This window comes from Pseudomonas sp. 32A (genome assembly GCF_052682255.1).
Map to the genome: position 1 here is coordinate 3,346,883 of NZ_JBQYLY010000001.1, position 16,872 is coordinate 3,363,754.

The 16,872-nt window shown below is 61.5% G+C and carries 17 protein-coding genes and 1 riboswitch; of the genes, 7 read left to right on the forward strand and 10 right to left on the reverse strand.

Translation table 11 applies throughout. The features are described from left to right. Positions 1-2: 2 nt before the first annotated feature. Positions 3-545 carry a chromate transporter gene (locus ACUN0G_RS15240; RefSeq protein WP_258342611.1) on the reverse strand — a complete coding sequence of 181 codons (543 nt, stop codon included), beginning with the start codon at positions 543-545 and terminating at the stop codon, positions 3-5. Beyond that, a complete protein-coding gene (locus ACUN0G_RS15245) occupies positions 545-1,111 on the reverse strand; it encodes a chromate transporter (RefSeq protein ID WP_445573754.1) in 567 nt (188 codons plus the stop codon). Before ACUN0G_RS15245 ends, ACUN0G_RS15240 begins: the two co-directional genes overlap by 1 nt. 235 nt (positions 1,112-1,346) lie before the next feature. On the opposite strand from ACUN0G_RS15245, the gene trhA reads away from it, so the two are divergent. Next, positions 1,347-1,964, forward strand: coding sequence for a PAQR family membrane homeostasis protein TrhA (gene trhA, locus ACUN0G_RS15250; RefSeq protein ID WP_003216828.1), 618 nt, complete (start codon positions 1,347-1,349; stop codon positions 1,962-1,964). Here trhA and ACUN0G_RS15255 read toward each other — a convergent pair. Further along, positions 1,959-2,861, reverse strand: a complete 903-nt coding sequence (locus ACUN0G_RS15255) for a LysR family transcriptional regulator (protein ID WP_445573755.1) — start codon at positions 2,859-2,861, stop codon at positions 1,959-1,961. The genes trhA and ACUN0G_RS15255 overlap by 6 nt on opposite strands. A gap of 108 nt (positions 2,862-2,969) precedes the next feature. On the opposite strand from ACUN0G_RS15255, the gene ACUN0G_RS15260 reads away from it, so the two are divergent. From ACUN0G_RS15260 to ACUN0G_RS15270, 3 genes are read left to right on the forward strand one after another with little or no spacing between them, the layout of a single operon-like run. Then, positions 2,970-4,211 (forward strand): D-amino acid dehydrogenase, encoded by a 1,242-nt coding sequence (locus ACUN0G_RS15260; protein ID WP_445573756.1) that lies wholly within the window; start codon positions 2,970-2,972, stop codon positions 4,209-4,211. A 29-nt stretch (positions 4,212-4,240) separates the two neighbouring features. Then, positions 4,241-4,579 (forward strand): RidA family protein, encoded by a 339-nt coding sequence (locus ACUN0G_RS15265; protein ID WP_445575556.1) that lies wholly within the window; start codon positions 4,241-4,243, stop codon positions 4,577-4,579. Between the two features lie 24 nt (positions 4,580-4,603). Next, positions 4,604-5,539 carry a transporter substrate-binding domain-containing protein gene (locus tag ACUN0G_RS15270; protein WP_445573757.1) on the forward strand — a complete coding sequence of 312 codons (936 nt, stop codon included), beginning with the start codon at positions 4,604-4,606 and terminating at the stop codon, positions 5,537-5,539. Between the two features lie 142 nt (positions 5,540-5,681). Here the strand turns inward: ACUN0G_RS15270 and ACUN0G_RS15275 are convergent, their stop codons facing one another. Both ACUN0G_RS15275 and ACUN0G_RS15280 read right to left on the reverse strand, forming a co-directional pair. Further along, positions 5,682-6,401: a 16S rRNA (uracil(1498)-N(3))-methyltransferase gene (locus tag ACUN0G_RS15275; protein ID WP_445573758.1), complete on the reverse strand. Its 720-nt coding sequence runs from the start codon at positions 6,399-6,401 to the stop codon at positions 5,682-5,684. 162 nt (positions 6,402-6,563) lie between these two features. Then, complete coding sequence (locus ACUN0G_RS15280; RefSeq protein ID WP_421525173.1) at positions 6,564-7,970, reverse strand: adenosylmethionine--8-amino-7-oxononanoate transaminase; 1,407 nt, start codon at positions 7,968-7,970, stop codon at positions 6,564-6,566. Between the two features lie 280 nt (positions 7,971-8,250). On the opposite strand from ACUN0G_RS15280, the gene ACUN0G_RS15285 reads away from it, so the two are divergent. Then, positions 8,251-8,802: a cytochrome b gene (locus ACUN0G_RS15285; protein ID WP_010167627.1), complete on the forward strand. Its 552-nt coding sequence runs from the start codon at positions 8,251-8,253 to the stop codon at positions 8,800-8,802. A 32-nt stretch (positions 8,803-8,834) separates the two neighbouring features. Continuing rightward, complete coding sequence (locus ACUN0G_RS15290; RefSeq protein ID WP_258342598.1) at positions 8,835-9,431, forward strand: YceI family protein; 597 nt, start codon at positions 8,835-8,837, stop codon at positions 9,429-9,431. A 69-nt stretch (positions 9,432-9,500) separates the two neighbouring features. Here ACUN0G_RS15290 and ACUN0G_RS15295 read toward each other — a convergent pair whose 3' ends face one another. The 5 genes from ACUN0G_RS15295 to ahcY form a co-directional block, all read right to left on the reverse strand. Then, the gene (locus tag ACUN0G_RS15295) at positions 9,501-11,387 is read right to left on the reverse strand and encodes a DEAD/DEAH box helicase (protein ID WP_017476487.1); all 1,887 of its coding nucleotides are present in this window, start codon (positions 11,385-11,387) and stop codon (positions 9,501-9,503) included. Between the two features lie 222 nt (positions 11,388-11,609). After that, on the reverse strand, positions 11,610-12,413 hold the full coding sequence (locus tag ACUN0G_RS15300) for a substrate-binding periplasmic protein (protein ID WP_445573759.1): 804 nt from the start codon (positions 12,411-12,413) through the stop codon (positions 11,610-11,612). Positions 12,414-12,483: 70 nt separating this feature from the next. Then, entirely contained in the window at positions 12,484-13,566 is a 1,083-nt protein-coding gene (locus ACUN0G_RS15305) for a hypothetical protein (RefSeq protein WP_445573760.1), read from the reverse strand. A gap of 75 nt (positions 13,567-13,641) precedes the next feature. Beyond that, positions 13,642-14,487, reverse strand: coding sequence for a methylenetetrahydrofolate reductase [NAD(P)H] (metF, locus tag ACUN0G_RS15310; protein WP_063033886.1), 846 nt, complete (start codon positions 14,485-14,487; stop codon positions 13,642-13,644). A 170-nt stretch (positions 14,488-14,657) separates the two neighbouring features. Beyond that, positions 14,658-16,067, reverse strand: a complete 1,410-nt coding sequence (gene ahcY, locus ACUN0G_RS15315) for an adenosylhomocysteinase (RefSeq protein ID WP_056857730.1) — start codon at positions 16,065-16,067, stop codon at positions 14,658-14,660. Between the two features lie 21 nt (positions 16,068-16,088). Continuing rightward, positions 16,089-16,194, reverse strand: a riboswitch (S-adenosyl-L-homocysteine riboswitch). A 198-nt stretch (positions 16,195-16,392) separates the two neighbouring features. Between ahcY and ACUN0G_RS15320 the strand changes: the two genes are divergently transcribed. Then, positions 16,393-16,797, forward strand: coding sequence for an acyl-CoA thioesterase (locus tag ACUN0G_RS15320; RefSeq protein WP_003216852.1), 405 nt, complete (start codon positions 16,393-16,395; stop codon positions 16,795-16,797). Positions 16,798-16,872: the final 75 nt, after the last annotated feature.

A 16,872-nucleotide genomic window follows, 5' to 3' on the forward strand; every position in this document is an offset into this window, starting at 1 on the left:
CCCTAAAACCAGTTCACTCCCAGCCATGCACTGCACAGGCCCAGCAGCACGCCGAGGATGATCAGCCAGATCGCGTTGAGCCTTGTGTAATACACCACGGCGGCGCTGGCCAGGGTCAGCACCAGGCTGGTGGCGTTGTTTTCCAGGCTGTTCATCAGGATGTAGCTGGCGGCCAGGATCAGCCCGATGGAGATCGGCAACAGGCTGCGCTTGACCCGCTGCACCCACGGCGTCTCGGTGTGTTTCTCCAGCCAGCCGGCGCCGAAGTAGGTGAGCACCGAGCAGGGCACCAGCTTGGCGGTCAGCGCCACCAGCGCCCCCGGCAACCCGGCGGCTTGCTGGCCGATAAACACCAGGAACATGCCGTTGGGCCCGGGCAATGCCTGGGACAGGGCGAAGAAGGCGACGAACTGGGCGTCGGTGATCCAGTTCATGTCGGTGACGGTGTAGCGGTGGATATCGCTCAGGGCCACGGTGTTGCCGCCAATCGCCATCAGCGACCACAGCGCGCATTGGATCATCAGGTGAAACAGCACGCTCTGCATCAGCCGGCCACCTTTTGCGAACCGATGAAACTCAAGGCCAAGGAGCTAGGGATGCAGATCAACAAGACCATCCACAACGGCAACACCAGCACCGCCATCAACACGAAGGTCAGGACGAACGCGCTGTAATTCGCCAGGGTCCGCGGCATGGCCTTGAGCAGGCGCAGCGTGGTGCCGAGCATCAGCCCGGTGGCGATCGGCATCACCGCGCCGAAGATCTGCTGCACCACATCATGGCTCCACCATTTGGCATAGGCGAAGCCGGCCAGCACGGTGATCAGCGAGGGGAACAGATACAAGCCGACCACGGTCACAACCGCACCCGGCAAGCCGTGTAGGCGCCGGCCGTAGATGATGCCGACGTTGGCGATATTCGGCCCGGGGAAAAATTGGCCGGTGGTCAGCAGCTCGTTGAAGCCTTGTTCGCTGACCCACTGCCTGCGGTCGACCATCATCTGCCGCGCCCAGGGCATCACGCCGCCGAAGCCAAACAGGCCGACCATGGCGAAGTTGTAAAACAACTGCCACAGACTCGGGTGGGGCTGGGCAGGTTCAAGGTCGGGCATGGGCGTTACCGATGAGGGGTTTTTATGTGGGAGCTGGCTTGCCTGCGATAGCGGTGGGTCAGACATGTATCTGCTGCTGATACACCGCTATCGCAGGCAAGCCAGCTCCCACAGGATGAAGCGAATCATCCATCGGCGTGTGTATTTGGGCAAATGAAGAAAGGTTGTTACCTGATATTGGGTGGGTGACGTCAGAATGGTCGAGGTGATAACCGTTATTCGAGGTGAGTGACACATGTATCACGGGGAACGATTCAACGCCTGGAGCCACTTGCTCGGGGCGGTTGCGGCTTTTGTGGGTGCGGTATGGATGTTGGTGGTGGCCAGTATGGACGGCAACCCCTGGAAGATTGTCAGCGTAGCGATCTACGGTTTCACGTTGTTGGTGCTGTACAGCGCGTCGACCGTTTACCACAGCGTGCGCGGGCGCAAGAAAGCGATCATGCAGAAGGTCGATCACTTTTCGATCTACCTGCTGATCGCCGGCAGCTACACGCCGTTTTGCCTGGTGACGCTGCGCGGGCCGTGGGGCTGGACGCTGTTCGGGATTGTGTGGGGGCTGGCGGTGATCGGCATCCTGCAGGAGATCAAGCCCCGCTCCGAGGCGCGGATATTGTCGATCGTGATCTACGCCGTGATGGGCTGGATCGTGCTGGTGGCGGTCAAGCCGCTGATTGCTGCGCTGGGCCCCACGGGGTTTGCCTGGCTGGCGTCGGGCGGGGTGCTGTACACCGTGGGCATTATTTTCTTTGCCCTGGAGGACCGCTTGCGGCACTCCCACGGGATCTGGCATTTGTTCGTGATCGGCGGCAGCCTGCTGCATTTCGTGGCGATCATGGGGTACGTGTTATAGCCGGTCCAATTGCTCCTGGGCCCGGCTGCCGAAGATCTCCAGCAGGCTCGCCAGCATATGCGGCGGCGGTTCGTCGGCGCGGGTCAGGGCGTACAAGGTGATTGGCAGCGGTGGCGCCAGCGGGCGAATGCAAGTGGTGGCCGGTGATGCGCCGAGGGCGGTGAACGGATCGATCACCGCCAGCCCGGCGCCGGATTCGACCATGGCCCTGGCCAGGGAATAGGTCTGCACTGCGATGCTGACCCGGGGCGGTGGATCGACCGCTTCCAGGTAGCTGTCCAGCTTCGCCGACAACGGGTCGGCGCTGGACAGGCCAATCAACGGTGCGCCCGCCAGGGCCATCAGCGGCAACGGTTTGCCCAGCTCGTTTTCCGTCCAGTAACCCTGCGGTGCCAGCGCCACTAGCACGCCGTGGGCCAACGGCTGGGCGTTCAGCCCTGGGTGATCGGGCGGCTGCAGCGTTAGCGCCACGTCGACTTCACGCATCAACAGGTTTTGCACCAGCTCGCGGCTGTGGGCGCTGGACAGCTCGCAGGCAATGTCCGGGTAGCGTTGGGTCCATTCGCGGATGGCCGGCGGCAGCAACGACAGGGCCAGCGCCGGTGTGGCGCCAATACGCAGGCTCTGGCCCGGCTCACGCCGCAAGTTCTGCGCCAGGCGCCGCACGCCTTGCAGGCTTTCGGTCACCTTGTCGACTTCCCGCTCCAGCGCCAATGCTTCCGGCGTCGGCTGCAACTTGCCACGTATGCGCAGGAACAGCGGGAACCCCAGCTGCAACTCGGCATGCTGCAACACCTTGCTCACCGCCGGCTGCGAGACATGCAGCAGTTGAGCCGCGGCGCTGATGGAGCCGGTCTGGCGGATGGCCTGGAAGATTTCGATATGACGCAAGCGCATGGGCAGTCCATAACCTTTGTTTATGGGTGACCCATCTTTATTCATTGTCCCGCCGCTGTCACCTGCCTCTAACCTTCAAGCCTGACATCACACGGTTAAGGGACGCACATGGCTCAGCAGGTTTGCATCATCGGTGGTGGGGTTATCGGCCTGGCGAGTGCCTACGCCCTGGTGCGTGCCGGTATGCAGGTGACTGTGGTCGAGGCTCGGGAAACCCTGGGCAGCGAGACCAGTTTCGCCAACGGCGGGCAGCTGTCCTACCGCTATGTCGCACCGCTGGCCGACAAGGGCGTGCCGTTGCAAGCCATCGGCTGGATGTTGCGGGGTGACTCGCCGCTGAAGCTGCGCCCGCGCATGGACCCGGCACAGTGGCGCTGGATGGCGTCGTTCCTGGGGGCTTGTCGTGGCTCGGTGAACCAGCGCAATGCGGCCCATCTGCTGCGCCTGGCGTCCCTGAGCCAGGACACCCTGCAACGCTGGCGTGAAGAGGACCAGTTGGGGGATTTCCACTGGCGGCGCAATGGCAAGCTGGTGACCTTTCGCAGCCTCGACAGCTATGAACGTGCGCTGAATAAAGTGACGGACCCGTTGCAGCAACAAGTGCTCTCGGCGGCGGACTGCGCCCGGCTGGAACCGACCCTGGACGGCGCCCGTTTTGCTGGCGGCATCTATACGCCCAATGAAGAAGTCGGTGACTGCCATGGGTTCTGCCAACAGCTGGCGGCGCGGCTTGAAGCGTCGGGGCGTTGCACGTTCCTGCTGGGGCGCAAGGTGACGGGGATTCTCCACAGTGCGGGCACCGTGCAGGCGATCGAGATGGGCAGTCAGCGGCTGCCCGTGCAGCACCTGGTGTTGGCCGCCGGGCACCGCAGCCCCGAGCTGGCCTTGCCCGGCATGTCGCTGCCGCTCTATCCCCTCAAGGGCTACAGCCTGAGCGTGCCGATTGGTGCGCAGCATCAGGCGCCGAACATCAGTATCACCGACTACGACCGCAAGATCGTGTACGCGCGCATCGGTGAGCAACTGCGGGTGGCGGCGATGGTGGACATCGTTGGCTTCGACACCCGCCTTGAACCCAAGCGCCTGGCGCTGATTAAACGTCAGGCCCTTGAGACGTTCCCACTGGCCGGAGATTACTCGCAGGCGGTCGAATGGGCCGGCATGCGCCCGGCGACGCCTACGGGGGTGCCGCTGATTGGCGCCAGCGCTTATAGCAACCTGTGGCTTAACCTCGGCCACGGCGCCCTTGGGTTTACCCTGGCTTGCGGCAGCGGCCAGGTGCTGGCCGAGTTGATTGGCCGGCACACCACTTCCATTGATATGCAGGGCTTCGCGCCCCGTGCCGCTTGAGGATGTTTAGATGACCATCACCCGAATCAATCAACAGCAACAGCCGCCTGTCTGGCGCCGTGGTGTTTCAGGACCTGGTGTTTTTGTCCGGCCAGGTGCCGGGCGAAGGCCGCGATGTGAAGACCCAGACCGAAGAGGTGCTGGCCAGGATTGATGCGCTGCTGGCCGAGGCCGGCAGCGACAAGGATCATCTGCTGAACGCGACCATCTACCTGAACAATATCCAGGAGGGTTTTGCGCCGATGAATGAAGCCTGGTCCGCCTGGCTATCGCCGGGGCAGGCACCGACGCGTACCACGTTGCAGGCGCAGTTGGCGCGACCGGATGTGCTCGTTGAAATCAGCGTCATTGCCGTGCGCCGTCCATAACTAAAACAAAAACGGAGAATAACAATGCAAAAACTGTGGCGAGGGGGCTCGTCCCCCGTCGGGCTGCGCAGCAGCCCCATACTCTTCCTGGCCCTGATATTGAGCGCACAGACCCAGGCAACCGAAGCCCCTCTGGAAGGCACGCTGAGCAAGATCGCCAACGCCAAGAGCATCACCCTCGGCTACCGCGATGCCTCGGTGCCGTTTTCCTATGTGGGTGATCACAGCGGCAAGCCCATGGGCTATTCGGTGGAGCTGGCGAACAAGATCGTCGAGCGCATCCAGCAGAAAACCGGGGTGCCGAAGCTCAACGTGAAGTACAACCTGGTGACGTCCCAGACCCGCATTGCCCTGGTGCAAAACGGCACCGTGGACCTGGAATGCGGTTCCACCGGCGTGACCGCCGAGCGGCAGAAGCAGGTGGCGTTTTCCTACGGGTTTATCTATGTGAAAGGCCAGTTGCTGACCGCCAACGACAGCGGCATCAAACGCTTCGCCGACCTGCAGGGCAAGAACGTGGTAACCACCGCCGGCACCACCAACGAACGGTTCCTCAAGAGCTACAACGTTGATCACAAACTGAACATGTCGGTGATCAGCGCCAAGGACCATGGCGAAGCCTTCCAGATGCTGCAATCGGGTCGGGCGGCGGCGTTCTACATGGATGACGCGTTGCTCTATGGCGAGCGCGCCAAGGCCAAGGACCCGCACAAGTGGGTGGTGGTGGGGGAAGAGCAGTCGCGGGAAATCTACAGCTGCATGGTGCGCAAGGACGACCCGCAGTTTCTCGCGGTGGTCAACGAAACCCTGGCCGGGCTGTACAGCTCGGGGGAGATCAACGGGATCTACCAGCGCTGGTTTGAACAGCCGATTCCGCCCAAGGGCTTGAACCTGGAATTCCCGATGACCAGTGAGTTGAAGGCGATCATTGCCAAGCCGGTGAGTGACCCGGTGGAATAAGCCGGACCAGGGGTGGAAACCCGATCAAAATGTGGGAGCTGGCTTGCCTGCGATAGCGGTGTATCAGCAACAGATGTGTAGCTGACCCACCGCTATCGCAGGCAAGCCAGCTCCCACATTTGATTGGGTTTGCAAAACGGGTTTAGAAGTCGCCCCAGAGTTGTTGGGCTACGGCCAGCGCCACGACTGGCGCGGTTTCGGTGCGCAGCACCCGTGGGCCCAGGCGTGCAGAATGAAAACCCGCACCTTGTGCCCTCTCGACTTCGCCATCGGTCAAGCCACCTTCCGGCCCGATCAGGAAGGCCAGGCTTCCCGGCTTGGCGTGGCTCACCAGCGGCTCGGCGACCGGGTGCAGCACCAGTTTCAAGTCCGCCTCTGCCTGTTTCAGCCAATCCGCCAACAGCAGCGGCGGGTGAATCACCGGCACCCGCGAGCGACCGCATTGCTCGCACGCGCTGATCGCCACCTGGCGCCAGTGCTGCAGGCGTTTATCGGCACGTTCGTCCTTGAGGCGCACTTCGCAGCGGTCGCTGAAGATCGGGGTGATTTCATTTACCCCAAGCTCGGTGGCTTTCTGGATCGCCCAGTCCATCCGCTCGCCACGGGAAAGGCCCTGGCCGAGGTGAATCTGCAACGGTGATTCGACCTGCCCGGCAAAGGCCTCGGTGACTTGCACCACCACGCGTTTTTTACCGACTTCCAGCAAGCTGGCGCGAAACTCCTGGCCGGAGCCGTCGAACAGTTGCACGGCGTCGCCTTCGCTCATGCGCAACACGCGGCTGATGTAATGCGCCTGGGCTTCCGGCAACTCGTGGTCGCCAAGGCTCAGGGGGGCGTCGACAAAAAAGCGGGACAGTCTCATTTCTGTTCTCTGGGGAGGTTCATGTAGGAGCGAGCTTGCTCGCGAAGAACGTAAGGGCGCCGCGTTTAAACAGGATACCCGCATTATCGTTGACGATTTTCGCGAGCAAGCTCGCTCCTACCGGTCAGGCAGCAGCGGCACCGATTAATCAAGTGAACTCAATCAGCCCGGATCACGAAACCCTGGGTGGAAATCCTTGGGCACCGCCACGCTGACCTTGCTGTTGGTGGCGATATCAATCCCTTCGCTGGCCACTTCAGCCAGGAAGTCGATCTGCTCCGGGGTGATCACGTAGGGCGGCAGGAAATACACCACGCTGCCCAATGGCCGCAGCAACGCGCCACGTTCCAGGGCATGCTCGAACACCTTGAGGCCCCGGCGTTCCTGCCACGGGTAGGCGGTCTTGGTGGCCTTGTCCTGCACCATCTCAATGGCCAGCACCATGCCGGTCTGGCGCACTTCCGAAACGTGGGGGTGGTCCACGAGGTGCGCGGTGGCGGTGGCCATGCGCTGGGCCAGGGCCTTGTTGTTTTCGATGACGTTGTCTTCTTCGAAGATGTCCAGGGTCGCCAGGGCCGCCGCACAGGCCAGCGGGTTGCCGGTGTAGCTGTGGGAATGCAGGAAGGCGCGCAGGGTCGGGTAGTCGTCGTAGAAGGCGTCGTACACATCGTCGGTGGTGACCACCGCCGCCAACGGCAGGTAGCCGCCGGTCAGGGCCTTGGACAGGCACAGGAAGTCCGGGCGGATGCCGGCCTGTTCACAGGCGAACATCGTGCCGGTGCGGCCAAAGCCCACGGCGATTTCGTCGTGGATCAGGTGCACGCCATAGCGGTCGCAGGCTTCGCGCAGCAGCTTGAGGTACACCGGGTGGTACATGCGCATGCCGCCGGCGCCCTGGATCAGCGGTTCGACGATCACGGCAGCCACGGTGTCGTGGTTGTCGGCGAGGGTCTGCTCCATGGCCAGGAACATGTTCCGGGAATGTTCTTCCCAGCTCATGCCGTCGGGGCGCAGGTAGCAGTCCGGGCTCGGCACCTTGATGGTGTCCAGCAGCAGGGCCTTGTAGGTTTCGGTGAACAGCGGCACATCGCCTACCGACATCGCGGCGATGGTTTCGCCGTGATAGCTGTTGGTCAGGGTGACAAAGCGCTTCTTGTTCGGCAGGCCACGGTTGAGCCAATAGTGAAAGCTCATCTTCAGCGCGACTTCGATGCACGACGAGCCGTTATCGGCGTAGAAGCAGCGGGTCAGGCCTTCGGGCGTCATCTTCACCAGGCGCTCGGACAGCTCGATCACCGGCTGGTGGCTGAACCCGGCGAGGATCACGTGCTCCAGCTGGTCTACCTGGTCCTTGATGCGCTGGTTGATGCGCGGGTTGGCGTGGCCAAACACGTTGACCCACCAGGAACTGACGGCGTCGAGGTAGCGTTTGCCTTCGAAGTCTTCCAGCCAGACGCCTTCGCCACGCTTGATCGGGATCAACGGCAGTTGCTGGTGGTCTTTCATCTGGGTGCAGGGATGCCACAGCACCGCAAGGTCGCGTTGCATCCACTGATTATTCAAACCCATCTTCATTCTCCTCGAAGCGGCTCGCGACGTGCGCGGGCGAAACAATCGCGCAAGCCTATGCAATGCAGACCTGTGTCACAACCCATTGCGAGGTGGAAGCGTAAATTGGTGGTAAACGCAGGACAGTCCGTCACGTTTCTTCTGGATAGTCCTTAATCTCTTGTTAACTTACTCTGCATAGGCTCTTGATCGTATTTCTCGATATTTCAAAGCGAAATTTTCCGCTTTAAATCGATAGGTAAGTCGATAGTCTTGGCACAGTTCTTACGGGATTTGGAACATGCAGCTACGTAACTCATCGGCCCGCTATGGCTGGGTCAGTATTGTTTTGCACTGGGGCGTGGCCCTGGTGGTGTTCGGTCTGTTCGCGTTGGGCCTGTGGATGGTGGGTCTCGACTACTACAGCACCTGGCGCAAAGACGCCCCGGACCTGCACAAAAGCATCGGCATCACGCTGTTCGCCATCATGCTGGTGCGCATTGTCTGGCGTTTGCTCAGCCCGCCGCCGCCACCGCTTGCCAGCTATAGCCGCATGACACGTCTGGGGGCTGCGTTTGGCCACGCATTCCTGTATCTCGGGCTGTTTGCCGTGATGATTGCCGGTTACCTGATTTCCACCGCAGACGGTGTCGGGATCCCGGTGTTTGGCCTGTTTGAGATTCCTGCACTGGTTTCCGGGCTACCGGACCAGGCAGACACCGCAGGCGTGGTGCATTTGTACCTGGCCTGGGTATTGGTGGTGTTCGCCGGCCTCCATGGTGTGGCTGCGTTGAAACACCATTTCATTGATCGTGATGTGACCCTGGTTCGTATGCTGGGGCGCAAAGCCTGATGTTCAACCTCGACTCACAAGGAATAGAAAGCATGTTGAAAAAGACTCTCGCCGCTCTGGCCATCGGTTCTGCCCTGCTGACTGCCGGTCAGGCGATGGCAGCTGACTACGTTGTCGACAAGGAAGGCCAGCACGCCTTCGTTGACTTCAAGATCAGCCACTTGGGCTACAGCTTCATCACCGGTACCTTCAAGGACCTGGACGGCAAGTTCAGCTTCGATGCTGCCAAGCCTGAAGACAGCAAGATTGAGTTCAACGTCCGCACTGCCAGCGTGTTCACCAACCACGCCGAACGTGACAAGCACATCGCCAGCAAAGACTTCCTGGACGTTGGCAAGTATGCCGATGCCAAGTTCGTCTCCACCAGCGTCAAGACCACCGGCAAGAATGCTGACGGCAAAGTCACTGCAGACGTGACCGGCGACCTGACCTTCCACGGCGTGACCAAGCCGATCGTCGTCAAGGCGACCTTCCTGGGTGAAGGCAAGGATCCATGGGGCGGCTACCGTGCTGGCTTTGAAGGCACTACCTCCTTCAACCGCCAGGACTTCGGCAAGCAAATGGACCTGGGCCCAGCGTCCAACACGGTTGAGCTGTACGTAACGTTTGAAGGTGTGAAAGCGAAGTAATTTTCGCCGGCCACACAAAAATGCCCCGGATCTCGCGATCCGGGGCATTTTTTATGGCGCTTTGAAAACTCAGCGGTTGCGGGTCAGCAACGCCGGTTTTTCACCACGTGGACGGCCCGGCAGTTGATCCAACTGCTCAGGTGTCAGCGTGCGATCGCTTTTCGACTCTTTGTGGATGATCTTCGGTGCCGGGCCGCCGCGCGGGTTTTGCACCGCTGGCTCCGACAGACGAGGTTGATCATCACGGGCCGGGCGACGGTTGCGCGACTCTTCGCGACGGGCCTGGCCGTCACGGGGTGCGCCGTTGCGCGGGCCGCTGCGCTTGGCAGGCGGGGTGCCGGTGGTGGCGCCGTTGCTGCTGCGCGGACCGTTCTGGCGACCTTGTGGCTGGCCGCCGGTACGTGGCGCAGAACCAGCGCCTGCACCCTGGGCAGGAGCGCCCGGACGGCGACCACGGCCCTGGGCCGGCTTGGCCTGGGGCACGTAGTCAACGCGGTTACCGAAGTTGTCCACGTCGTCGTCCAGGAACTCGTCCGGAGCACGGTCGGCAGCAGCGCGTGGCGGCTGGCTCGGCTGGCGCTGTTCGCGGGCCGGGGTGCCTTCACGGGGCTTTTGCTCACGGGCCGGGCGTTCGCCACGGCCATTGGTCGCAGCCTTGTCCTTGCCGCCCTTGTCCTTGCCCTTGTCTTTACGACCGCCACCACCGCCGCCGCCGTTCGGGCCATCGCCCTTCGGACCGCGTGGGTTGTTGCGCGGGTTACGCACGTCCGGACGCTCGCGCACTTCAGGCTTCTCAGCCTCAACGGCGCTGGAGTCGAAGCCCATCAGGTCGCCGTCGGCGATTTTCTGCTTGGTCATGCGCTCAATGCTTTTCAGCAGCTTTTCTTCGTCCGGTGCGACCAGGGAAATGGCCTCGCCCGAACGACCGGCCCGGCCAGTACGGCCGATACGGTGCACGTAGTCTTCGTCGACGTTTGGCAGCTCGAAGTTGACCACGTGGGGCAGTTGGTCGATGTCCAGGCCGCGAGCGGCGATGTCGGTGGCGACCAGGATGCGCACTTCACCGGCCTTGAAGTCGGCCAGGGCTTTGGTGCGAGCGTTCTGGCTCTTGTTGCCGTGGATGGCGACGGCGGTGAGGCCGTGCTTGTCCAGGTACTCGGCCAGGCGGTTGGCGCCGTGCTTGGTGCGGGTGAAGACCAATACCTGTTCCCACGCGCCGGCGGTGATCAGGTGGGCCAGCAGCGAACGCTTGTGAGCGGCCGGCAGGCGGAATACGCGCTGCTCGATACGCTCGACGGTGGTGTTCGGCGGGGTGACTTCAATGCGCTCAGGGTTGTGCAACAACTTGCCCGCCAAAGCGGTGATGTCGTTGGAGAACGTGGCCGAGAACAGCAGGTTCTGGCGTTTGGCCGGCAGGCGCGCGAGGACCTTTTTCACGTCATGGACAAAGCCCATGTCGAGCATGCGGTCGGCTTCGTCCAGCACGAGGATTTCCACGTGGGACAAATCGACGCTGCCTTGGCCGCACAGGTCGAGCAAACGACCCGGGCAGGCAACCAGTACGTCGACACCACGGGACATGGCCTGAACCTGTGGGTTCATGCCGACGCCGCCGAAGATGCAGGCGCTGACGAACTTCAAGTCGCGGGCATACAGCTTGAAGCTGTCATGCACTTGGGCGGCGAGTTCGCGGGTAGGGGTCAGGACCAATACGCGCGGTTGGCGCGGGCCGTGACGCTGGGATTTGTCCGGGTGACCGTTGGGGAACAACCGCTCCAGGATCGGAAGGGCGAAGCCGCCGGTTTTACCAGTACCTGTCTGAGCCGCAACCATCAGGTCGCGGCCTTGCAACACGGCGGGAATGGCCCGCTGTTGCACCGGAGTAGGCTCGGTATAGCCCGCTGCCTCGATGGCGCGGACTAAAGCCTCGGAGAGACCGAGGGAAGCAAAGGACATGAGTAATCCTGTTTTAGTTAGGGCTTGGCCCAGAGGGATAGTCTTGCCTGGCGTGAATGGCGTTTAGATGAACGCAATCCCGTCCGGTCCTGCTGGGGCTGGCAGGCACTCAGACGGCTCGCGCGGGCTTGAAAGCTGCGCTGTAGCGGGGTCGGGTGCCTTTTGCAAGACCGAAGCGTCCGGGCGTAAGCCTGGCGGAAAGGCCGGAGTATAACAGAGCAATCACTCTGCGCTGCTTTCCTGCTGCTCAACGGTGCTTGCAGGCAGGGCTGATGCGCTGGTCTGGAGGCTTGCACCGGCATATTTGGCGCTCAAGGCCGCGTAGGCCGGCTCTTGCTTGAAGCGTTTGAGTTCGGCGGCAAAGCGTTGCACCAGCAAGTCCATGCCGGCACCCCGGCGCACCGCGAGGAACTGTGGCTGGCTGCTGACCACCTGGGGCGCCTGGGTGATCTGGTGTTCAAGTCCGAGGGCCTTAAGCACATGCTGGCCGCCCCGGCGGTCCGTGATGACCAGGTCGATCCGCCCCAGGGCCAGCTTGCCGAAGTTGGCCTCATGGCTGGCGGCCGGCTCCTGCTTGAACTGCGTGGACTCGCTGAATTCGGCGCCATAGAGGTAACCCGGCGACGTGCCGATGGTCAGGCCGCGCAGGTCGTCGAAGGTCTGGAACGGATGTGGGCGCGCGTTGGCGTAGAACAGCACGAACTCCACCTCGGACAGCGGCTCGCTGGGGTACAGCAGCACCGCGTCGCGTTCGTGGCTGTGGAAAATATCCAGTGCGCCATCGGCCTGGCCTTGATCGAGCATCGCCAGGCAACGCTTCCAGGGCAAGAATTGCCAGTCCACGTCGATGCCCAAACGCTGGAACACGATCACCGTGGTCTCGTAGTCGAGCCCGCGCATGGTGCCGTTGTCGTCATACACGTAAGGCGCCCAGGGCTCGGTGACAATGCGCAGTTTCTCGCCATGGGCACCGAGGCTCAGGCAAGCGAAAAGAACAACGGTCAACAACCGGAAAGTGACAGGCATGCCCCGAGATTACGACTGTCTCGGGCTAAAGAGAAGCTCTGGCTCAGCGATCTGCGGGCGCCTGCCGGTTTTACTTACCGGGAGATTTGATCAAGTGTTCGTAGATCGCCTCGCGCCGCTCACCGAGAATCAGCCGCACCACGGGATTGGCAAACCAGTGCTCCAGCAGATGGGCATCCACGGGCCGGCCCTGGCGCTCTTCCTGATTTTGCCGGGCCTTGTCCCACCAAACCGGGCCACACGCCTGGTCGAACTCGTTTTCATGCTCATAGCAGCCGTAGAGGATTTCCCGGATGAACTGCTGCTGGTGCCTGGGCAATATCAGGGTGATCAGCTTGTACATCAGCCGTTGCAGGCGCGGCGGGCGCGGCAGGTGGGCGGAGACCTGGCGGGTATCGTCCAGGGCCGTGACGCTGGTGGGGTTCGCCCCATGCTTGGCGATCCACGCCTTGACCTTGGCCCGGAACAGCTGCTTGCGGCTCCAGTAGTGGTGGATCAGGTCCGGGCATTCGCGCACGTTGACGGTGCGATAAGCGGCGATGGACAGGCAGAACTCTTCCAGTGTGTAGGCGCCCTGGGCATGGGGAAACAGTTCGTCCATCAACTCGATCGAGCGGTCGAGAATGTGCGCGTCCTGCTGCGTCAGGCCCATGACCCCGGAATTGAGGGTCATCATGTCGTCGTCGGCCACGCCCATGTCCAGCAGGCGCTGGTACAGGGCGCTGTACAGAATGCTTTCGTGGTTGTCGCCGTATTTGGTGTAGAAGGCGTTGCACAGCAGGGTGCCGGGCTGCACGCGTTCAAACAGCGCCAGGGGCGAGTGGTGGAAAAACGTGTCGGTGTCGATCAGCAGCGCCACTTCGGACTCTTGCAGCACCTGCCGCAGCACCACGTGCTTGGTGCGGAAGTGGTAGCCATGGGGCTCGCTCCAGCGTTTGCGCGTGGCTTCATCCAGCGGGCGCACCCGTACCGGCAGCAAGCGATAGGGCTCGGGGTTGTCGCTGAAGACCTGGATGTCGATGCCGGCATCCGGCGTGCCTCGCAGGAAAGCCAGGGCGCTGGCGATGCTGAATACCGCTTCCTGATGGTAAGTCTCGGCGCCGAATACCAGGTAGACCAGTTGCGGGCGGGACGTCGGGGCGGTTGTATTCATGGACTGCAGGATTCCGTGGGCGTTTAGAACGGCAAAGGCCCTCATTATGAGGGCCTTTGCATTTCGGAACAGGCCTTAGCGTGGCAGCTTCAGGTTGTTCCAGACAGCGAGGCTAGGCTCAGCCTGGTTCAGGGTATAGAAGTGCAACCCTGGCGCGCCACCTTGCAACAATTGTTCACACATCTCGCTGATGACCTGCTCGCCGAACGCCTGGATGCTCTTGACGTCGTCGCCGTAGGCTTCCAGTTGTTTGCGAATCCAGCGTGGGATTTCCGCGCCGCAGGCGTCAGAGAAGCGCGCCAGTTTGCTGTAGTTGGTGATCGGCATGATGCCCGGCACGATCGGGATATTCACCCCCATCGCCTGTACACGTTCAACGAAGTAGAAGTAGCTCTCTGCGTTGAAGAAGTACTGGGTGATTGCGCTGTTGGCGCCGGCGTTGGCCTTGCGCACGAAGTTCTGCAAATCGTCTTCGAAATTGCGCGCCTGGGGGTGCATCTCCGGATAAGCGGCCACTTCGATGTGGAAGTGATCGCCGGTTTCTTCACGGATGAAGCTCACCAGGTCATTGGCGTAGCGCAGCTCGCCGCTGGCCATGCCCATGCCGGACGGCAGGTCACCGCGCAGGGCGACGATGCGCTTGATGCCGGCTTGCTTGTATTGGGTCAGCAGGCTGCGCAGGTCGGCCTTGCTGTCGCCCACGCAGGACAAATGCGGAGCAGCAGGGACTTTGACTTCGCTTTCCAGCTGCAACACGGTGTTGATCGTGCGATCGCGGGTGGAGCCACCGGCACCGTAGGTGCAGGAGAAGAAATCGGGGTTGAAGCTGGCCAACTGCTTGGCAGTCGCCATCAGTTTTTCATGCCCAGCATCGGTCTTGGTCGGGAAGAACTCGAAGCTGTAGCGACGGTCTTGGGACATGGTCATACCCTTGGGAACTCGAAAGCCGACTGTGCACCCATCCGAACTGTAGGAGCGACCTTGCTCGCGAAGAACGTCAACGATAACGCGTGTAAACAGGGATACGCGGTGCCTTTGGGTTTTTCGCGAGCAAGCTCGCTCCTACAGGTAGAGCAGGTGTTGCCGGTTACTTAGTAGCGGTAAGCGTGCGGCTTGAACGGGCCTTCGACCGTCACGCCGATGTAGTCGGCCTGGGTCTTGGTCAGTTGAGTCACTACGCCGCCAAAGCCGCGGACCATTTCCAGGGCCACTTCTTCGTCGAGTTTCTTCGGCAGTACTTCCACGGTCAGGCGCTCGGCTTTCTGGGCGGGCGACAGGTCGGCGTATTTCTGGCCGAACAGGAAGATCTGGGCCAGTACCTGGTTGGCGAACGAGCCATCCATGATGCGGCTTGGGTGGCCAGTGGCGTTGCCCAGGTTCACCAGACGGCCTTCGGCCAGCAGGATCAGGTAGTCATCGTTCTGCGGGTCGAAATCACCCGCGCCGGTACGGTGAACCTTGTGTACCTGTGGCTTCACTTCTTCCCATGCCCAGTTCTTGCGCATGAAAGCGGTGTCGATTTCGTTGTCGAAGTGACCGATGTTGCACACCACGGCGCGCTTTTTCAGGGCCTTGAGCATGTTTGCATCGCACACGTTCACGTTGCCGGTGGTGGTCACGATCAGGTCGATCTTGCCCAGCAGCGCTTTGTCGATGCTCGCTTCGGTGCCGTCGTTCTGGCCGTTGATGAACGGCGAAACCACTTCGAAACCGTCCATGCAGGCTTGCATGGCGCAGATCGGGTCAACTTCGGAGACTTTAACGATCATGCCTTCCTGACGCAGGGACTGGGACGAGCCCTTGCCCACGTCACCGTAGCCGATCACCAGCGCTTGCTTGCCGGACAACAGGTGGTCGGTGCCGCGCTTGATCGCATCGTTCAGGCTATGACGGCAGCCGTACTTGTTGTCGTTCTTGCTCTTGGTCACCGAGTCGTTGACGTTGATGGCCGGGATTTTCAGCTCGCCCTTGGCCAGCATGTCCAGCAGGCGGTGAACGCCGGTGGTGGTTTCTTCGGTCACGCCGTGGACGCGGTCGAGGATCTGCGGGTACTTCTTGTGCAGCAGCTCGGTCAGGTCGCCGCCGTCGTCGAGGATCATGTTGGCGTCCCATGGCTTGCCATCCTTGAGGATGGTTTGCTCCAGGCACCACTCGTACTCTTCTTCGGTCTCGCCTTTCCAGGCGTAAACAGCGATCCCGGCAGCAGCGATAGCGGCAGCGGCCTGGTCTTGAGTCGAGAAAATGTTGCAGGACGACCAACGTACTTCGGCACCCAGGGCAACCAGGGTTTCGATCAGCACGGCAGTCTGAATGGTCATGTGGATGCAGCCGAGAATCTTCGCGCCCTTGAGCGGCTGCTCAGCGGCGTACTTGCGACGCAGGCCCATCAGGGCTGGCATTTCGGATTCGGCGATAAAAGTTTCGCGACGGCCCCAGGCAGCGAGGGACATGTCGGCGACTTTGTAGTCGGTAAAACCTGCAGGCGTGATTACAGCGCTCATGAAGAGCCTCCATTCGTAGTGTGCGAATGGGCGCCGTTGTGCGTTTAGTATCCAGCTGGCTAACCAGGCCGGACAACGCCCCATCCGAGCCTGACAGGTCGAGCCTGCTGCAGCGCCCCTCGGACAGGTGGCGGGAGAACGGTATCAATCGAAGATGACCGTTTTGAAGCGGAGGCGATTATAGCCGCCTGCGCCTGACTTCTAAAGCCTTTCTGTCGGCGGCATGAAGATCGCTCATGGGGTTGATAGGCAATGGCTCATAGAGCTTGGGCCCGGCCTCTGCCATGATGTTGCCCATCATTTCGCAACACGCTTTGGAGTGAACATGAACTTCCACACCCGCAAATGGGTAAAACCCGAAGACCTCAACCCCAACGGCACCCTGTTCGGTGGCAGCCTGCTGCGCTGGATCGACGAAGAAGCGGCCATCTACGCGATTGTCCAGTTGGGCAACCAGCGGGTGGTGACCAAGTACATCTCTGAAATCAACTTCGTCAGCGCCTCGCGCCAGGGCGACATCATCGAGCTGGGCATCACCGCCACCGAGTTCGGTCGCACCTCCATCACCCTGACCTGCGAAGTGCGTAACAAGATCACCCGCAAGAGCATCCTGACCGTGGAAAAAATGGTCTTTGTGAACCTGGGTGAAGACGGTTTGCCGGCGCCCCATGGCCGCACCGAGATCAAGTACGTGAAGGATCAGTTCCAGTCCGAAGGCCTCGGCGAGTAAACCTGCGCAGGGCCAGTGAACGCTCTTGATCAACCATAGGTCGTACCTGAACATCGCCCCCCGTTCAGGTATCAC

What these genes read in the sequence shown, in the direction of transcription:
- ACUN0G_RS15240 (WP_258342611.1), bottom strand. Translation starts at nt 545, where the DNA reads ATGCAGAGCGTGCTGTTTCACCTGATGATCCAATGCGCGCTGTGGTCG.
- ACUN0G_RS15245 (WP_445573754.1), bottom strand. Translation starts at nt 1,111, where the DNA reads ATGCCCGACCTTGAACCTGCCCAGCCCCACCCGAGTCTGTGGCAGTTG.
- trhA (WP_003216828.1), top strand. Translation starts at nt 1,347, where the DNA reads ATGTATCACGGGGAACGATTCAACGCCTGGAGCCACTTGCTCGGGGCG.
- ACUN0G_RS15255 (WP_445573755.1), bottom strand. Translation starts at nt 2,861, where the DNA reads ATGCGCTTGCGTCATATCGAAATCTTCCAGGCCATCCGCCAGACCGGC.
- ACUN0G_RS15260 (WP_445573756.1), top strand. Translation starts at nt 2,970, where the DNA reads ATGGCTCAGCAGGTTTGCATCATCGGTGGTGGGGTTATCGGCCTGGCG.
- ACUN0G_RS15270 (WP_445573757.1), top strand. Translation starts at nt 4,604, where the DNA reads ATGCAAAAACTGTGGCGAGGGGGCTCGTCCCCCGTCGGGCTGCGCAGC.
- ACUN0G_RS15275 (WP_445573758.1), bottom strand. Translation starts at nt 6,401, where the DNA reads ATGAGACTGTCCCGCTTTTTTGTCGACGCCCCCCTGAGCCTTGGCGAC.
- ACUN0G_RS15280 (WP_421525173.1), bottom strand. Translation starts at nt 7,970, where the DNA reads ATGGGTTTGAATAATCAGTGGATGCAACGCGACCTTGCGGTGCTGTGG.
- ACUN0G_RS15285 (WP_010167627.1), top strand. Translation starts at nt 8,251, where the DNA reads ATGCAGCTACGTAACTCATCGGCCCGCTATGGCTGGGTCAGTATTGTT.
- ACUN0G_RS15290 (WP_258342598.1), top strand. Translation starts at nt 8,835, where the DNA reads ATGTTGAAAAAGACTCTCGCCGCTCTGGCCATCGGTTCTGCCCTGCTG.
- ACUN0G_RS15295 (WP_017476487.1), bottom strand. Translation starts at nt 11,387, where the DNA reads ATGTCCTTTGCTTCCCTCGGTCTCTCCGAGGCTTTAGTCCGCGCCATC.
- ACUN0G_RS15300 (WP_445573759.1), bottom strand. Translation starts at nt 12,413, where the DNA reads ATGCCTGTCACTTTCCGGTTGTTGACCGTTGTTCTTTTCGCTTGCCTG.
- ACUN0G_RS15305 (WP_445573760.1), bottom strand. Translation starts at nt 13,566, where the DNA reads ATGAATACAACCGCCCCGACGTCCCGCCCGCAACTGGTCTACCTGGTA.
- metF (WP_063033886.1), bottom strand. Translation starts at nt 14,487, where the DNA reads ATGTCCCAAGACCGTCGCTACAGCTTCGAGTTCTTCCCGACCAAGACC.
- ahcY (WP_056857730.1), bottom strand. Translation starts at nt 16,067, where the DNA reads ATGAGCGCTGTAATCACGCCTGCAGGTTTTACCGACTACAAAGTCGCC.
- ACUN0G_RS15320 (WP_003216852.1), top strand. Translation starts at nt 16,393, where the DNA reads ATGAACTTCCACACCCGCAAATGGGTAAAACCCGAAGACCTCAACCCC.